Genomic DNA, 16,243 nt, shown 5'->3' with positions numbered 1-16,243 from the left:
AAAACATAAAAGGTTGTTTTGGGGGTGCATGCCCTTTCTTTTATTATCAATTTTTGTACATGCACAAACTGTTCTGGATCAAAGCAATTTTACCATCAACCAGGTTTGGGAAATGGCTGACAGCAACAATAAAAGGATCCAGGTGCAGGACCTAAATGTGCAGGCGGCAGATGCCCATGTAAAAGTGAGTAAAGCAGAACGATTGCCTGAAATTGCTGCCGATGGGGTTTACGCACATGTTTTGCCTTTGCCTATTTATGAAAATGGATTGTTTCATAGCCCGGGTCAGTTTCCGGTTGCACCTACTTACTATAAAGCCAGTGCTGATGCTTATTTCAATATTTATAATGGCGGGAAAACCAATACTGAAATCAATGCTTCGAAAGTAGAAAGCGAATTGAGCAGGATACAAAAAGGGCAGCAGAAACAGGAAATCCATTATGTGGCGGCGGTTTATTTTTACGAGGTATTCCGCAATATTTCGTACCGTGGATTATTGGAACAGGATATCCGCGACCGCGAAAAGCAACTGGCCGAAATTAACCAGCTGTATAAAAACGGTACGATATTAAAAAGTGATGTACTGAGGGCCGAATTGCGCCTGTCTAAACAACGTATGCTGCTTACCGAAATCGAAAACAGTATCAGAATAGCTAAGCAGAAGCTGAATATTTTAATTGGCAGGGCAGATGACGCACCTTTAAATCCGGAGATTTCGGATCAGGAAACGGATGCAATTGCATTAAAACAGGTTGATGAATATTTTAACGATGCCAAAACATCTTCTTACAAAATCCAGATTTCGGAAAAGGAACAGGCACTCGCGAAATTGAAACTTAAAAATGTAAAATCGAACGTGATGCCTTCCTTGGGTTTCTTCGGTGAATATGCATTTGCCTATCCGCAGATTCAGTTTTATCCTTATGCACTTTCGCTTTACAGTACAGGTATGGTGGGGTTAAAACTTAAAATCCCGATTTCTTCCTGGTACACCAATCAGCACAAAGTGAAAGAAGCAGAGCTTAAAGTACATCAGCAGGCAGTAGAAGATGAAGAGGTAAAGGATCATATCCGCCAGGAAGTGCAGGAGAATTATATCCGGTATAAAGAATCGGTACAGCGTATCGCATTGGCCGAAGAAAATATTAAACAGGCTGCAGAAAGTTATCGCATTGTGCAGAATACTTATTTCAATCAGCTTTCGCTTTTAACCGATCTGTTGGATGCCGAAACACAATTATTGCAATCGAAATTCGAACTGACCACCGCAAAGGTGAATGCGAAAATACAATACTATCAATTACAAAAAGCCGTAGGAAACTTATAAAATGAACACACAGAAACAAAGTAAAGCCGATAAAATTATCAGTAGCATCACTACCATAATTGCACTCATCGTATTGGTAGTGTTGGTAATATGGGGTGGGAAAACCCTTTTTGGCTATATGAAATACGAAGAAACCAACGATGCACAGGTAGATGAATATATTAACCCGGTAACAGCAAGGGTGAGCGGTTATATTAAGGCGGTAAGGTTTGAAGAAAACCAGGAAGTGAAAAAGGGCGATACACTGGTGCTGATTGATGATGATGATTATACCGTTCAACAAGATGAGGCTTCGGCTTCGTTACTAAATGCAAAAGCACAGGTTTCGGTACAACAAAGTAATATTAAAACGGCACAAAGTGCAGCTCTGGTTGCCGATGCTAAAATTGCCGCTGCAAAGGCCAAACTTTGGAAACAGCAAACGGAATATAATCGCTATAAAAAACTGTTCGATGCAGAATCGGCTACACGGCAACAGTTGGAAACCGTTGAAAGTTTATTGCAAGTGGCACAGGCAGAGTATCAGGCGGCCAAAGAAGATTATGCAACGGCTATTTCTAGAACGAATGATATTAAAGCGCAGAGCAGCGTGCTGGAATCTGAAATAAAAAGGAGAGAAGCCGTAGTGAAAAGAAATAACCTGAACACCTCTTACACGGTTATTGTAGCCCCTTATGATGGCAAAATGGGTAGAAGGACTATACAGGTAGGGCAATTGGTTCAAACCGGCCAAACCATCGCCTATTTAGTAGACAGAAGTGCAGGAAAATGGGTGGTAGCTAATTTTAAGGAAACTCAGATTGCGAAAATGCATATTGGCGAAAAGGTTGATGTTGAGGTAGATGCTTTCCCCGGGCAATCGTTTACAGGTGAAATCGAATCGCTGTCTGGTGCAACCGGTTCGAGATTTTCATTGTTGCCACCCGATAATTCGACTGGGAATTTTGTGAAAATTGCGCAACGAATTCCGGTTCGTATCCGTTTAGATAAGCAGGAAAAAGGGGTCGATGCATTGAGTGCAGGAATGAGTGCCATTGTTAAAGTGAAAAAAAATGACTGATCAACTGCCTATATTTAAAGCCAGGGTTACTGAATGGCTGATCATACTGAGCATTTTTGCAGTGCTTTTATCATCGGTATTGCTTTTTGCATTGTCGACTGCCGATGGTACTGCTGCGGCAGGTTATTACGGGGCAAATGCCTCCGATGTTCAGTTTTCGTTACTGATGTTTTATGCTGCGGTAGCCAGTTTTGCTGTGGTTGAACGGCGTTTTTTTGCCAGGGTAGTTACTAAAGATTATTTGTTGATCTGTATTCTTTTAGAAGTCCTGATCGCTTATTGGTGTTATCATACCCGAGAAATCTGGCTGATTTTTGCCTTAAGATTTTTGCAGGGCATTGTAAACTGTGGTTTAACCAGTATTTCACTAAACCTGCTTTTCAGCAGGTTAAAATCGGAACATGCAAAAGAAACAGGTTACACCATTTTTTATGGAATGATTTTGTGTGTATCGCCGGTTACCGCCCTTTTCTCTGTGCCTGTTGTAGAGAATTTTGAGTATAATGTGGTGTATAAGGCTATTATATTTTGTTTTTTGCCTAGTGCTGCACTGCTTTTTTGCATCATGAACAGGGTACATGTTTTACGCAAAACACCACTGTACAAAATAGACTGGATGAGTTTTGTGCTCTTTGCTACAATGCTGGTATTAATTGCCTATGTACTTGTTTATGGGCAACAGTATGATTGGCTTGATGATTCGAGTATTCAGTTCTGTATTTTTGCTATCCTGTTTTTGTTTCTGGTTTCTGTAGCGAGGCAAAGCACTTTAAAAAGGCCGGCTGTTGATCTGAGTGTATTTAAATCAAGAAATTTTGCCATCGGCATTGTCTTTTTGGTGATTCTGTATGTGATCCGCGGTGCGTTCAGCCTTACCTCATCTTACTTTATTACCGTGTTGGGGATGGATTCACTCCATGCCAACGAAATCATGATTTTTAATATTGGTGGGGTGGTTGCAGGCTCTGTTATTGCAATCCGTTTTCTCATCCGCCAGAAACATTTAAGGGTGCTTTGGGTAATGGGTTTTATATTCCTTTTTGTGTTTTTCTTATGGATGTGCCAGTTATTTGCAACTGAAGCCGGAACCCGAAATTTTTACCTGCCTTTGTTTATGCAGGGCTTGGGGGCTGGGATGGTGATGTCGCCGATTGTGATGTTTATCATGTCTTCTGTTCCGGAGAAACTGAGTCAATCGGCATCTTCCGTTGGTATTTTTGTCCGTTTTTCTACCTTTAGCCTGAGTTTGGCCTTTATTAATTTCTATCAGTTATACTTTAAAGGAAAACATAATGATGATTTACGGAGTAGCCTGACTTTGCTCGATTTTAACTTGCCGTATAGGTTAAAAATGTATCAAGCGGCATTAAGCAGTAAGGGAATGCCCAGCGATGAAGCGGGGAAAGCAGCGATCAGTTTATTAAACAAAGCCGTGCAAAAACAAACCTTCCTGCAGTTCTGTGTAAGCTATTACGAATGGATTGCGGTTCTTTGTCTGTTATCGATTATGCTCATTGCCTTGCAGCCGGTAATTAGCAGAACAGTAATTAACCTCAGGAATAAACAACCCGCAGCTGCCGGGTTTTAATATGGTTGTTTGATGCAAACGTTTACGAGTGCCGATAAGATGGGGCATGTTGAGCTTGCCGAAACGGCTGGTATAATGTTCCCCCCCGACAAGCTCAGAATGGCCATTTGTTTTTATACTTCTATTGTAAAAGCACTTAAGTTTACAAATTCCTGGATTCTTGCTGCAACTTCCTGGTCAGTTAAATTCAATAATTTTTCAGTTCCAAATTTCTCTACACAGAAAGAAGCGAGGGCTGAGCCGTAAATGATCGCGTTTTTCATGTTATTGAAGTTGATTGTGCCCACTTTCGCCAGATATCCGATAAAACCTCCTGCAAAGGTATCACCAGCACCAGTAGGATCAAATACTTCTGCCAAAGGTAATGCCGGAGCAGAAAAAATCTGGTCTCCATGGAATAACAGCGCCCCATGTTCGCCCTTTTTAATGATCAGGTATTTAGGGCCCATGGCCAGGATTTTTTCAGCCGCTTTAACCAAAGAGTATTCGCCCGATAGCTGACGTGCTTCCGCATCGTTAATGGTTAATACATCAACAAGTTTAATGGTTTCCAGTAAATCATCCATCATAATGTCCATCCAAAAATTCATGGTATCCATTACGATCAGTTTCGGGCGGTTTTTAAGACGTTTAATCACGGTTTGCTGTACCTGTGGCGTGAGGTTACCCAACATCAGGTATTCGCAGTCCTGGTAGCTTTCCGGAATAACCGGATCGAAGTTTTCCAGTACATTTAATTCCGTTATTAAGGTGTCGCGGCTATTCATGTCATTATGGTATTTGCCTGACCAGAAAAACGATTTTTCGCCTGCTTTAATCTGTAACCCTTCGGTATCAATACCATGTTTAGTGAAGATATCGATGTCTGATTGATGAAAATCGTCGCCCACTACGGCTACAATTTTTGCTTTATTATAAAAGTAAGAAGCCGCTAAACTTGCGTATGTTGCTGCTCCACCTACTATTTTATCAGTTTTACCGAAAGGGGTTTCAATAGCGTCAAAAGCTACAGTACCTATGATTATCAGACTCATATATATGTATTAATTTTTTTTAAAAATTTTTCACTGCAAATATTGCATAAATAATTTAAAAGCCCTAATATTGCATTCCCAAAACGAACAAGCGGATATTTGCTGCAAAGCTTAAAGAAACTGTTTTTTTGGATAGCCGGATTCCTTCTTAGCTCAGCCGGTTAGAGCATCTGACTGTTAATCAGAGGGTCGCTGGTTCGAGCCCAGCAGAAGGAGCAATTTCAAAGAATAAGCCTTACCATATCTGGTAAGGCTTTCTTGTTTTTAATGTTTTTATGTTTTACTTATATATTTTATATTCCAGTTCTTCTGATAAATACTATGTTGGCTATACAGAAGATGCTGAGAAACGACTAAGTGAGCATAACAATGGTAAAAGAACAACTTATACTTCAAAACACCGTCCATGGATTTTGAAGAAATCTCTTGCTTTAGGAGAGGACCGCGGTTTCGCTATGAAGATTGAGAAAGCGGTTAAAAAGACAAAGAGCCGATTAATAATTGAAAAAATTGTTTTAGAAATTAATGATTTAGGTGAATTGGCCCAGCTGGTTAGAGTCCCGATACATCGGGATTAATCAGAGGGTCGCTGGTTCGAGCCCAGCAGAAGGAGCAGATTTAAAAGCCTTGCAACATTGTTGTGAGGCTTATTTATTTTACGCTGGGCGAGAAGTTTATCCTGAGCGCAGGTGAAGGGAGCCCAGCAGAAGGAGCTTCAAAAACCACAATGAATTTGTGGTTTTTTTGTATCCTAATTAGGTAATCAAAAGTGTTGAGGCTTATCTATGGTTTTTACCGCACTCCTGTAGAATGTAAGATCAAATCGTTTTATTCATCTAATAATAGGCCCAAAATGACTCATGGGCAATTGGGCTAAAACAGACAAATAGGCTAAAATATTTATTTAGCGGCACAGGACACATGAAATTCCAAATTTTTAAGTAACGGTTTTTTTGTCTTCTGCTGGATTCATGGTTATTGTGCCCCTTTTTGTTTTTCTATATAAGCCACCGTTTCCGCTAGCCAGTTATTGCTTACCAGTTCCACATCCGGTTTAACACCTACCCCCTCAAGCGAGTGTCCATCGCGTGTAGTGATCTGGCAGTTGGGGATAAACATCCAGAAATAGGTATCGGAATTGGCCAGCGAAAATGCAGACCATAGACCCGGGTTGCCCCCACCTCCGGTCGTTTTACCTAAAATGGTTGCCCTTTTCATCTCTTTGGCTGTAAATGCAAAATACTCGGCAGCAGAAAAGGTTTTGTCGGAAGTGATGATGTAAAGTGGTGTGTCAAAAAATTTTGGGCCTTCAGTATAATCGAAGATCACTTCGCTTTGGTGCCAGTTGTTTTCACCAGTACATTTTTTGATCAGGAGTGTCTGGTAATCCTTCGAACCGTAAAAAAACTGGTTGATGAAAGCACTGCTCGCACCATCACCACCGGGGTTTTCGGTGATGTCGAATATGATCTGTTTGCAGCCAGCAACGGCATCGAGTGTGTTCCGTAATTTTTTATAGGCTGCTTCTCCTGCAATACAGGCATCCCATTTGATATAACCGATATTGTTTTTCAGCACCTTTACCGTGGTAATACCTGCCGTAAAAGGCGGTTGGGCCGCTACTTTTTCCGCTTTAGGTGCTGGAACAATGTTATAGGCAATGATATTAAAATGTTTGTCATTCGTTTCCTTACGCAGCATGGCGGTAATGGTTTTGGCCGCAGAATCTGCAGTTAAGCCTTCAAATGCCTTGTTTTGTTGCATTTCTGCCAGTTTTTCGGCCAAAAAAATGCCTTTCTCGCGGTTGAAATACTGTTGTTTCAGATTATTCTGTACCGTAGCAATTAATAAGGAAATATTCTGTTGGGTTGATGGTTTTCTCTGCGCACAGGAAGAAGTTGTGATTATCAGGGCAAGCAGTGCCGGTACAAGGGATTTAAAAGTTTTGATCATGCGTAAAAACGTTGAGGTTTAGCTTGTTCCTAAACTATTGAAAATATCGTACACTTTAAAACTTGTGACGATAAAAATATGCGAATTAGGAATTTTTAAAACGTTTTAGTGTTGACTAGAAGTCCGTATAGTTATCCCTGTACCTAAAAACATCGTTAATATGGGTTTGGATATGTTTTAGTTAGGCTTGTTCCGTTAGTACTTATTTGCTTAAGCTATCAATTAAAAGGCTCAGTCCTGTTATCGAAATAGCGAAGGTTAGCATCCCGAGTATAGGCTATAAATGCTTTTACATAACTGCTTACTTTCTTTTTGTTAAAAAACTGCGCAATGGCCCAAGCGCAGTAGATGATGCTTAACGGACCCGAAATTTTCATCAGGCGGTAGCTGGTCAACCCTTCTGCAATGGCAAAAACAGAGAAAATAACATGCCCATGCCCATTACAAAGCAGAGGAGGATCAATATCTCAAAAAAGTTATAGTGGTCTTTTTTAAAGAAGAGCTCAGCCAGAAGGAAATGAATATGTCCATCAGGATGTTGCTATATCCGTAATGGTTTTGCCCCCAATCCGCGATGGAACTGATAGCCGATTTTTTTTGACCGATATACGTTACATAACCTGGTTCGATATGAAAGAAGTGGTTGATGATGGTATAGATCAAAGAAGTAGTAATAGTCAACAGTATCGGTTTTACCAACCTGCTGCGGTTATCGCTAATAAATTCCTTGATGTTTTTTCCCGGCCTGATCAATAGCTCTCTTACCGTGTACAATATCCCTTTTTCGAAATGCAGAACATGTTGTATTTCGTGGAGGATGTAATGCGAATCTACTCTTTTAACATTTACCGGCAGGCCGCATTGGCCACAGAAATTACCGCTCACGCTATGGCTGCAGTTCCGGCAGTAAGATCAGGATACATCATAGAAGTTGATTTTTTGTTTAATCGTTAAAGGAATAGATAGATAAAATTTGTGTGGAGGAATAATTGTGAGAAAACAATCAATAAACCCAATATAAAAAATGCGATTAAGGCATCCTTAAAGGTGATTATATGTTTGCTTGGCCCCTTTAAGCTTAACTCAGACTGCTTTTTGATTTTAATTTTTACCAAAGGCTGTAGATGGAAACCCATGGCTACCTTAAAACCCGACCACCAATTCCACATTTGAGCCAAGGTTAGAAAACCTGCTAAAGAACCTTATATGACCAGGGAAGAAACGTCAAAATATACTTACCCTGTAAAAGATAAAATCAGAATGTTTAGCTTTGAGTTAGATGCGCGTTCCATCATCACCTATCCGTCTTATCCTCAAAAAGTAAATAAGGGCTGGGTAGAAATACGTGGAATTGCATGGAGTGGCAGAGGTAAGGTAAAAAAAGTAGAAGTAAGCACCGATGCCGGGAAAACATGGCAATTGGCTAACTTACAGGAACCGGTTTTGAGTAAAGCACATACTTATTTCAGGTATTTGTGGGATTGGAAGGGCGAGGCTACAGAAATATTAAGTCGCGTTACTGACGAAACCGGTTATTTACAACCCACTTTGGCGCAATTGGCAGAAGCCCGTGGCCCAAACCTTGGCGGATACCACATGAATCCCATTACTGCATGGCAGATTAAAAACGACGGAACCGTTTTATTTAAACCGGAAACCATAAAATAACCAGATGAAATTAGAAAAACGGGATTACGATGCAATTGTTGTAGGATCAGGGCCAAATGGACTGGCTGCAGCCATTCTTTTGCAGCAACAGGGGCTATCCGTTTTAATTATCGAAGGTAAAGATGTAATTGGAGGAGGGCTCAGTTCGGCCGAACTTACTTTACCAGGCTTCATGCACGATGTGTGCTCGGCCATCCACCCGATGGCATTGGCTTCGCCCTTTTTTAGAACCCTGCCGCTAACGGAGCATGGATTGGAATACCTGCAACCTGTTTTGGCCGCAGCCCATCCTTTTGATGATGGTACAGCTGCCATACTGGATCATTCTATCGAAAAAACGGCTGAATGCCTGGGAAACGATGCCAAAACCTATGCTTCTTTAATGGAAAACCTCATTGCTACCTGGCCGTTAATTGATGAAGATGCTTTAGGGCCTTTACATTTCCCTAAACATCCTTTAGCCATGGCGGGTTTTGGCTTAAAAGCATTAAGTAGTGCTACAGGTTTTGTTAAACGTTTTAAAGAAAAACAGGCCCGCGGGCTTTTTGCCGGAATGGCTGCACATGCCATACAACCATTAAGTAATTTAAGCACCACAGCCATTGGTTTGGTATTAATGGCCAGCGGCCACCTTAAAGGCTGGCCGATACCAAAAGGCGGATCGAAATTTATTGCTGGGGCATTGGCAGGTTATTTTAAATCGCTTGGCGGAAAAATTGAAACCGGAACTTTCATTACTTCTTTAAACCAATTGCCTTCTGCCCATGCGGTGCTTTTTGATATTACCCCGAAACAGTTATTACAGATTGCCGGGTATAAATTCTCCAGTATTTACAAATGGCAACTTGAGCGTTACCGTTATGGCATGGGCGTGTTTAAGGTAGATTGGGCACTGGATGGCCCGATTCCGTTTACCGCTGAAGCCTGCAGAAGTGCGGGAACTATACATTTGGGCAATACTTTCGAGGAGATAGCAGCAGGCGAAATGATGACCAGCAAAGGCCAGCAGGCAGACCAACCTTTTGTGCTTTTGGCGCAGCAGAGTTTGTTCGATCCGTCGCGCGCACCTGCAGGGAAACAAACAGCCTGGGCTTATTGCCACGTTCCTAACGGTTCAAAGCAGGACATGACCGCACTGATCGAAAATCAGGTAGAGCGTTTCGCACCGGGTTTTAAAGACCGGATTTTGGCTAAACATACCATGAACACCGAACAGATGGAAGCGCATAACCGCAACTATATTGGTGGCGATATTAATGGGGGGATATTAGACTTGGGGCAATTATTTACCCGTCCGGCTTTAAGGTGGTCGCCATATAAAACGGCTGCCAAAGGATTGTATATATGCTCGTCATCTACCCCTCCAGGAGGTGGCGTACACGGCATGTCCGGCTATAATGCCGCAAAAAGAGTATTAAAAGATATTTTCAAGCTAAAAATCAGATAACCACAAAGAAAAAACGATGTCAACACAGAACAATGCTTCAGAAACTACAGGAGCTTTAACCGATGCGGGAATTGCGCCCGACAAAAAAACATTTTTACAATCGCTTACTGAAGATTGGTGGGCGGTAATTTTAGGGACTATCATCATTGCCACTGTACTATATCTAACCAATAGCGGTACAACAATTACTTTACCTGCATATAAATGGGCTACCAGCGAAGATCTATTTGGTAAAATCCTTTCCGGCCAGAATTTATTACTCATTTTAGAAACCGGGGTGGTTTTTCTTGCACTTGCAGCCATTGCCATTGGCCTTTCGGGCGGAAATGTAGCCAGGTTTGCTGCAGGCTTTTTGTTTATTTATTTTTTTGCCATTATATCGTTCATTATAGCTGGTAATAAAAGTGTTTCTTATTTCGGATTGGAATACGTGGTTTTTGCCTTACTGATCGGTATCCTGTTGGGTAATGTGCTAACACTTCCCGATTGGTTAAAAGAAGCTGTCCGATCCGAGTTTTACATTAAAACCGGCCTGGTTATTTTAGGAACCACCATTTTATCAGCCGATTTAATCAAAGCGGGCCTGCCGGGAATTGTACAGGCGGTTATTGTAGTAACAGCGGTTTGGTTTTTCTCCTTATGGTTAAGCCGCAGGTTAAAAGTGGATGATGAATTCGGTGTGATTTTAGCTTCTGCTGTATCCATCTGCGGTGTTTCTGCAGCGATTGTTGCCGCAGGAGCAATTAATGGCGATAAACGGAAGTTATCTTACGTAACCACGCTGGTATTGATTATGGCCATCCCGATGATGATCATCCAGCCCTGGGCGGTGAAGTACTTTCACATCCCTGATGTAATCGGCGGAGCCTGGCTGGGCGGAACGTTAGATACCACTGCAACGGTTACCGCAGCTGGCGATCTGGTTGGTCCCATTGCCGTTAAAGCCGGGGTAATTGCTAAATTTTCGCAGAACGTATTTATTGGCGTTGCGGCATTTTTTATCGCTATCTGGTGGGCCTATAAAAAACCAAAAGGAGAAAAGGGCAAGCGTTTAATTAAAGCAGAAAGCCCCGGACTTAAAATTGTATGGGAGCGCTTCCCAAAATTTGTATTGGGCTTTGTTGGGGCATCGCTCGTATTTTCTTTCTTATTATCGCCTGCAACCGCAAAGAGTGTTGCGCCAACCTTAAACGGCTTACGTACAGTTTGGTTTGCCATTGCCTTTATCTCCATCGGTATGGAAGCTAAATTTTCGTCTTTGGTTAAATTGCAGGGCGGCAGGCCGGCATTTACGTTTGTAACCGCGCAGATTTTCAATATCTTTTGGACATTATTGTGGGCATACATCCTTTTTGGCGGGTATTTGTTCCCGGTGCCCGATTTTAAGTAGATATATCTGGAAAAATGCTTGGCTTTATATAATAGCGCTCCAAATCATCAGGGGCGCTATGATCATTATCCTATTCGCAAAAGAACCTGCCGGCAATCATTTTTCCGCCCTCAGGAAATGGTGATATACCTGGTTAAGCATCCGGTATTTCAGGTTCTACCAGCCTGATCAACTTCTCGATAGATTCCTGCCAACCCAGGTAACACATTTCTGTTGGTATAACCTCCGGAATGTTTTCCTGTACCACGCTCAGTTCCGTACCAACGGATGTTTTCTTGAACCAGACAGAAGTGACCATTCCGCCCGGAAGGTTTGGATCATCAAATCTGTCGGTATATTTTAAAAATGCGTTGGGTTTGATCTCCAGAAATTCACCGGTCCAGCTATGGCTGTTTCCCGTGGTAAAATTTTGGAACGACATTTTGTAAGTAACACCTTCCTGTATTTCGCGGTGTTGAACAGTGCAGGTAAAACCGTAAGGAGGCAACCACGCAGCAATGGCGGTATTATCAGTAAAGGCACGGTATATTTTTTCCGGCGATGCCTTTATCACCCTGTGTAATGAAACTTTGTTGTCAGACATAAAAATGTTTTTTTGTTTTACTAATGTGGCTTTCGGTTTGCTGATTTCCATTTGGCAACCGCTAAGCCTTTGCATATAACAAATATGGAGGTAATCAGATCATTTTGAGATGGCGTAAAGCGACTTTATGGAGGCCTGTTTGCGACAATGTTGGCAGGCATTCTATGATTTGATTTTTTACAAATTCCTGGGCACAGTTTGTTATTTACATCCCCATTCTGCTGGATCCTGACTTTTTTGGAAATCCTACCAATTTAAAACAAGGCTTTTTACTGTTAGTTGCTACCTGTTTATTCCTGACTTTTCATTTCATATTACCCGAGGCTTTGGTAATCTCAAAAAAAAATATTCAAAAATTTGCGTAGTTAAATGGCTACATTTATATTTGTAGTCAAATAGCTACATAATGAATTTAAGAAGAGATGTATTTCAGGCCATAGCCGATCCTACCCGCAGGGCCATATTATTATTGGTGGCTACACAATCGATGACGGCTGGCGCCATTGCTGCCAATTTCGATACGGCCAGGCCAACGGTTTCCAAACACTTGCAGATCTTAACCGAATGCGAGCTCTTAGAGCAAAAGCAGAATGGGAGGGAAGTGCATTACCATACAAATTCCGGGAAGATGAAAGAAATAGCCGATTTTATTGAGCCCTTCCGTAAAATGTGGGACGACAGGTTTAACAAACTGGAAGATATTATGAAAAATTATAAACCAAGATAGAACCAATGGAGCAGAAAACAAAAATAGATGCCGAAAACGGTAAACAGGAAATTGTAATCACCAGGGAATTTGATCTTCCTGTTGAATTGCTTTTTAAAGCGTATGTAGAACCCGAAATTGTAGCGCAATGGATGGGTACCAGGGTGCTTAAGCTCGAAAATAAAAAACACGGCAGTTATGCTTTCGAAACCTCGGATAACAAAGGGAATGTGGCATTTGTAGCCAGTGGCGTAATCCACGAGTTTGTACCGGGTGAAAAAATTACACGGACATTCGAAATGGAAAATACACCTTTTGCCGCGCAGCTCGAGTTTTTAACTTTCGAAAAGATTGGAGATGAAAGCAGTAAGCTTACCATGCATGTGATATACAAATCGGTTGGAGTGAGAGACCAGATTTTATCACTGCCGTTTGCTCAGGGCATTAACATGGCGCATAACCGTTTACAGCATATCGTAAGTCAATTAAAATAACAGGTCATGGCAAAGAGAAACAAAATTATATATTGGATCGCCACAGTTTGGCTTTCCTTGGGTATGCTGTCTACCGGTATTGTACAGGTATTAAAAACAAAAGAAGAAGTAGCTCTTTTTAACCAATTGGGCTATCCGGTCTATTTCCTTACTTTATTGGGGATCTGGAAAATTCTGGGTGTTATTGCCGTGCTTATTCCTAAATTTACTTTAGTAAAAGAGTGGACTTATGCAGGTTTTTTCTTTGCCATGTCTGGTGCTGTTTTTTCGCATATTGCGGTGGCCGATCATAGTTTTTCGGCATATTTCGGACCGGTGTTACTGTTGGTTTTAACGGTGCTTTCGTGGTATTTCAGACCAGCAGAAAGAAAAATTGTTTCAATTAATTCATAATATGATGAATCCTAAAGTTGATTTTTATTTTAATAAAGCTAAAAAATGGCAGGAGGCAGTAAACTTATTAAGAACAATTGCTCTTGATTGTGGACTTACCGAAGAGTTAAAGTGGGGTTGCCCCTGTTATACTTATAAGGGTAACAACATAGTTTTGATCCACGATTTTAAAGAATATTGTGCCTTTTTATTTTTTAAGGGCGTTTTGTTGAAAGACACTGAAGGTATATTGGTCCAGCAAACGGAGAATGTACAATCGGCAAGGCAGATCCGTTTTACCTCGGCATTGCAGATCGTAGAAATGAAGGCAATTTTAAAAGCTTATATTTTTGATGCCATTGAAGTAGAAAAGGCCGGTTTAAAAGTAGAACTGAAGAAAACGGCCGAATATAATATTCCGGCTGAGTTTCAAAGTAAACTGGATCATATTCCCGATTTAAAAGAGGCTTTCGAAAGCTTAACCCCTGGAAGACAAAGGGGCTATCTGCTCTATTTTTCGGCACCCAAACAATCCAAAACCCGCGAAGCGAGGGTTGAAAAATTTATGCCTCAGATTTTGAATGGTAAAGGATTGGAAGATTAATTTTGAAGCATCGTCATTTCGACCGTAGCGGAGAAATCTGTGCGTTTAATTCGCTCCAAATTTTATCCCATCGGTTGGAGTCTCACTGGCCGAAACAGGATTATGAAATGAGCGGTTTGTGGTTCTTGGCAGTGTGCAGTCCCGCTTTCGCTTATAGTCCTCGCTACGCTCCGGGCTATTCCGCTCAATCTGGTTTAGGAACAAGGGTTTCTGCACCCTGCAACCACCAAAATGGAATGCTGTTTTGGCCACCTAGCCCCGGTTGGAGCATTACCCTGCAGCAACGAGGTACGAGGCAGCAAAGCGTAAAAGCGGAAGACGGGAAGAAGCTAAGTGTTTTGTACAGGTATTGTGCTCCAATTTTTATTCCATCGGTTAGCGTCTCACTGGCCGAAACAGGATTATGAAATGAGCGGTTTGTGGTTCTTGGCAGTGTGCAGTCCCGCTTTCGCTTATAGTCCTCGCTACGCTCCGGGTTATTCCGCTCAATCTGGTTTAGGAACAAGGGTTTCTGCACCCTGCAACCACCAAAATGGAATGCTGTTTTGGCCACCTAGCCCCGGTTGAAGCGTTACCCTGCAGCAACGAGGTACGAGGCAGCGAAGCGTAAAAGCAGAAGACGGGAAGAAAGTTATTGTTTTGTACGGGTACTGCGCTCTAAATGAAAATTGGCATTCTTTTTAAAACAGGAAAATAAAAAGATATACCTTTATTGAGGAACTAAATTTAACATGAGTAAAGGAAATACTAAAAAAGAATTGTCTCCAGAACAGACAGCAGACCTGCTCCATATTTTAAAAAGCCGTTTTGAGAAAAATATGAGCAGGCATAAAGGTTTGGAATGGAATAAAGTGCTGGAAAGATTAACCAACAAACCTGAAAAATTATGGGTACTCGATGAAATGGAAGTTACCGGTGGCGAACCTGATGTGGTAGGTTCCGATGAGGCAAGCGGTGAATATATTTTTTACGATTGTTCGGCTGAAAGTCCGAAAGGCCGCCGGAGTGTTTGTTACGATCGCGAAGCCCTTGAATCCAGAAAAGAACACCAGCCCGAAAATAATGCGGTTGATATGGCGGCAGCAATGGGGATAGCTTTATTAACCGAAGAACAATACCAAGCCTTGCAGCAGCTTGGAAAATTTGATACCAAAACTTCGAGCTGGATTGCCACACCACCTGCTATCAGAAAACTTGGCGGTGCCCTCTTTGGCGATCGCCGCTACGACCATGTATTTATATATCATAATGGGGCACAATCTTATTATGCCGCAAGGGCTTTCCGCGGTTCGTTAAGGGTATAGTCGTTATAACCGCTTTTCGTAACAGAAAAATCGTAATCCCGGGCGTTTAGCCAGGCCAATTTCGCCGCTAAAGGTATACCCCAGCTTAGGGAAAAGCGCTTGGGTGGCTTTATTTTCGCTATTGGTATCTACCCTTAAAATATTAACGCCGGCTGCCTGGGCTACTGCCTCAGCCTGCTGCATTAGAGCCTTGGCAATGCCCTTGCTCTGCCGATCGGGATCTACAGCCAAACGGTGCGTGACAATGGCTTTTTCGGTAATATCCCAGCCCGCATCGGCATACTCAGGATCCTGATCTGTGGTAATTGCCGAAACGCCAACAATTTCATTTTCCAGTTCGGCAACCCACAACTGACCGATCATAATATCGTTGGCAAATACTTCGGGATTCGGATAATCGTCTCCCCATTGGAAATTTCCTGCAGCACGCATTAAAGGTACAACCTTGCGTACCAATTGCATAATTGGGGGTATATCTTCTGTAACGGCTAATCTTATGGTCATGGATGTAAAGATAAGTAAAATAGGTTTATTGGTCATTAGCCATTGGTTGATTGGTCATTAGTTCATTAGTCATTAGTTCATTGGTCACTAGTTTATTGTTCATTGGTTCATTAGTCATTAGTTCATTGGTCATTGGTTCATTAGTCATTGGTCATTTGTTCATTGATCATTAGTTAATTGGTCATCGGTTAATTGGTTATTGGTCATTA

General features: G+C 41.7%; 18 protein-coding genes and 1 tRNA gene. 13 read left to right on the top strand and 6 right to left on the bottom strand.

Annotated features, from left to right (window positions below):
- The first annotated feature begins 28 nt into the window (after positions 1–28).
- From GGQ60_RS13940 to GGQ60_RS13930, 3 genes are read left to right on the top strand one after another with little or no spacing between them, the layout of a single operon-like run.
- Positions 29–1,327 (top strand): TolC family protein, encoded by a 1,299-nt coding sequence (locus GGQ60_RS13940; protein ID WP_260300611.1) that lies wholly within the window; start codon positions 29–31, stop codon positions 1,325–1,327.
- A gap of 1 nt (position 1,328) precedes the next feature.
- On the top strand, positions 1,329–2,387 hold the full coding sequence (locus tag GGQ60_RS13935; RefSeq protein ID WP_183765380.1) for an HlyD family secretion protein: 1,059 nt from the start codon (positions 1,329–1,331) through the stop codon (positions 2,385–2,387).
- On the top strand, positions 2,380–3,975 hold the full coding sequence (locus GGQ60_RS13930; protein ID WP_183765378.1) for an MFS transporter: 1,596 nt from the start codon (positions 2,380–2,382) through the stop codon (positions 3,973–3,975). The genes GGQ60_RS13935 and GGQ60_RS13930 overlap by 8 nt, the downstream gene beginning before the upstream one ends.
- A gap of 113 nt (positions 3,976–4,088) precedes the next feature.
- Here the strand turns inward: GGQ60_RS13930 and GGQ60_RS13925 are convergent, their stop codons facing one another.
- Positions 4,089–5,009, bottom strand: coding sequence for a PfkB family carbohydrate kinase (locus GGQ60_RS13925; RefSeq protein WP_183765376.1), 921 nt, complete (start codon positions 5,007–5,009; stop codon positions 4,089–4,091).
- Positions 5,010–5,151: 142 nt separating this feature from the next.
- Between GGQ60_RS13925 and GGQ60_RS13920 the strand changes: the two genes are divergently transcribed.
- A tRNA-Asn gene (locus GGQ60_RS13920) sits at positions 5,152–5,225 on the top strand.
- 59 nt (positions 5,226–5,284) lie between these two features.
- Positions 5,285–5,587: a GIY-YIG nuclease family protein gene (locus GGQ60_RS13915; RefSeq protein WP_183765373.1), complete on the top strand. Its 303-nt coding sequence runs from the start codon at positions 5,285–5,287 to the stop codon at positions 5,585–5,587.
- Positions 5,588–5,984: 397 nt separating this feature from the next.
- Here GGQ60_RS13915 and GGQ60_RS13910 read toward each other — a convergent pair whose 3' ends face one another.
- Together GGQ60_RS13910 and GGQ60_RS23000 are read right to left on the bottom strand one after the other, a co-directional pair.
- Positions 5,985–6,962 carry a S41 family peptidase gene (locus GGQ60_RS13910; protein WP_183765372.1) on the bottom strand — a complete coding sequence of 326 codons (978 nt, stop codon included), beginning with the start codon at positions 6,960–6,962 and terminating at the stop codon, positions 5,985–5,987.
- A gap of 459 nt (positions 6,963–7,421) precedes the next feature.
- Positions 7,422–7,847: a DUF3667 domain-containing protein gene (locus GGQ60_RS23000; protein ID WP_229685119.1), complete on the bottom strand. Its 426-nt coding sequence runs from the start codon at positions 7,845–7,847 to the stop codon at positions 7,422–7,424.
- A 321-nt stretch (positions 7,848–8,168) separates the two neighbouring features.
- Here GGQ60_RS23000 and GGQ60_RS13900 point away from each other — a divergent pair, with 321 nt between their 5' ends.
- Genes GGQ60_RS13900 through GGQ60_RS13890 form a run of 3 tightly spaced genes read left to right on the top strand, consistent with a single transcriptional unit; the run spans position 8,169 to position 11,467 of the window.
- Complete coding sequence (locus GGQ60_RS13900; protein ID WP_183765370.1) at positions 8,169–8,630, top strand: molybdopterin-binding protein; 462 nt, start codon at positions 8,169–8,171, stop codon at positions 8,628–8,630.
- Positions 8,631–8,634: 4 nt separating this feature from the next.
- Positions 8,635–10,077 (top strand): phytoene desaturase family protein, encoded by a 1,443-nt coding sequence (locus GGQ60_RS13895; RefSeq protein WP_183765367.1) that lies wholly within the window; start codon positions 8,635–8,637, stop codon positions 10,075–10,077.
- Positions 10,078–10,093: 16 nt separating this feature from the next.
- Positions 10,094–11,467 (top strand): YeiH family protein, encoded by a 1,374-nt coding sequence (locus tag GGQ60_RS13890; RefSeq protein WP_183765364.1) that lies wholly within the window; start codon positions 10,094–10,096, stop codon positions 11,465–11,467.
- 133 nt (positions 11,468–11,600) lie between these two features.
- On the opposite strand, the gene GGQ60_RS13885 is transcribed toward GGQ60_RS13890, so the two are convergent.
- Positions 11,601–12,050: an SRPBCC family protein gene (locus tag GGQ60_RS13885; RefSeq protein WP_183765362.1), complete on the bottom strand. Its 450-nt coding sequence runs from the start codon at positions 12,048–12,050 to the stop codon at positions 11,601–11,603.
- Between the two features lie 406 nt (positions 12,051–12,456).
- Between GGQ60_RS13885 and GGQ60_RS13880 the strand changes: the two genes are divergently transcribed.
- Genes GGQ60_RS13880 through GGQ60_RS13865 form a run of 4 tightly spaced genes read left to right on the top strand, consistent with a single transcriptional unit; the run spans position 12,457 to position 14,226 of the window.
- Positions 12,457–12,777, top strand: a complete 321-nt coding sequence (locus GGQ60_RS13880) for an ArsR/SmtB family transcription factor (RefSeq protein WP_183765359.1) — start codon at positions 12,457–12,459, stop codon at positions 12,775–12,777.
- A gap of 5 nt (positions 12,778–12,782) precedes the next feature.
- On the top strand, positions 12,783–13,250 hold the full coding sequence (locus GGQ60_RS13875) for an SRPBCC domain-containing protein (RefSeq protein WP_183765356.1): 468 nt from the start codon (positions 12,783–12,785) through the stop codon (positions 13,248–13,250).
- Positions 13,251–13,256: 6 nt separating this feature from the next.
- Positions 13,257–13,643 (top strand): DoxX family protein, encoded by a 387-nt coding sequence (locus GGQ60_RS13870; RefSeq protein ID WP_183765353.1) that lies wholly within the window; start codon positions 13,257–13,259, stop codon positions 13,641–13,643.
- A gap of 1 nt (position 13,644) precedes the next feature.
- Positions 13,645–14,226 carry a YdeI/OmpD-associated family protein gene (locus GGQ60_RS13865; RefSeq protein WP_308421192.1) on the top strand — a complete coding sequence of 194 codons (582 nt, stop codon included), beginning with the start codon at positions 13,645–13,647 and terminating at the stop codon, positions 14,224–14,226.
- 184 nt (positions 14,227–14,410) lie between these two features.
- Here the strand turns inward: GGQ60_RS13865 and GGQ60_RS13860 are convergent, their stop codons facing one another.
- Entirely contained in the window at positions 14,411–14,779 is a 369-nt protein-coding gene (locus GGQ60_RS13860) for a hypothetical protein (protein WP_183765350.1), read from the bottom strand.
- Between the two features lie 178 nt (positions 14,780–14,957).
- On the opposite strand from GGQ60_RS13860, the gene GGQ60_RS13855 reads away from it, so the two are divergent.
- Complete coding sequence (locus GGQ60_RS13855; protein WP_183765347.1) at positions 14,958–15,530, top strand: DUF4256 domain-containing protein; 573 nt, start codon at positions 14,958–14,960, stop codon at positions 15,528–15,530.
- A 3-nt stretch (positions 15,531–15,533) separates the two neighbouring features.
- Here the strand turns inward: GGQ60_RS13855 and GGQ60_RS13850 are convergent, their stop codons facing one another.
- A complete protein-coding gene (locus GGQ60_RS13850; RefSeq protein ID WP_183765344.1) occupies positions 15,534–16,034 on the bottom strand; it encodes a GNAT family N-acetyltransferase in 501 nt (166 codons plus the stop codon).
- Positions 16,035–16,243: the final 209 nt, after the last annotated feature.

The organism is Pedobacter zeae, from assembly GCF_014196715.1.
Lineage (GTDB): Bacteria > Bacteroidota > Bacteroidia > Sphingobacteriales > Sphingobacteriaceae > Pedobacter > Pedobacter zeae.
The sequence above is the reverse complement of the archived record's forward strand: the minus strand, read 5'-3'. Positions and strand labels throughout refer to the sequence as shown.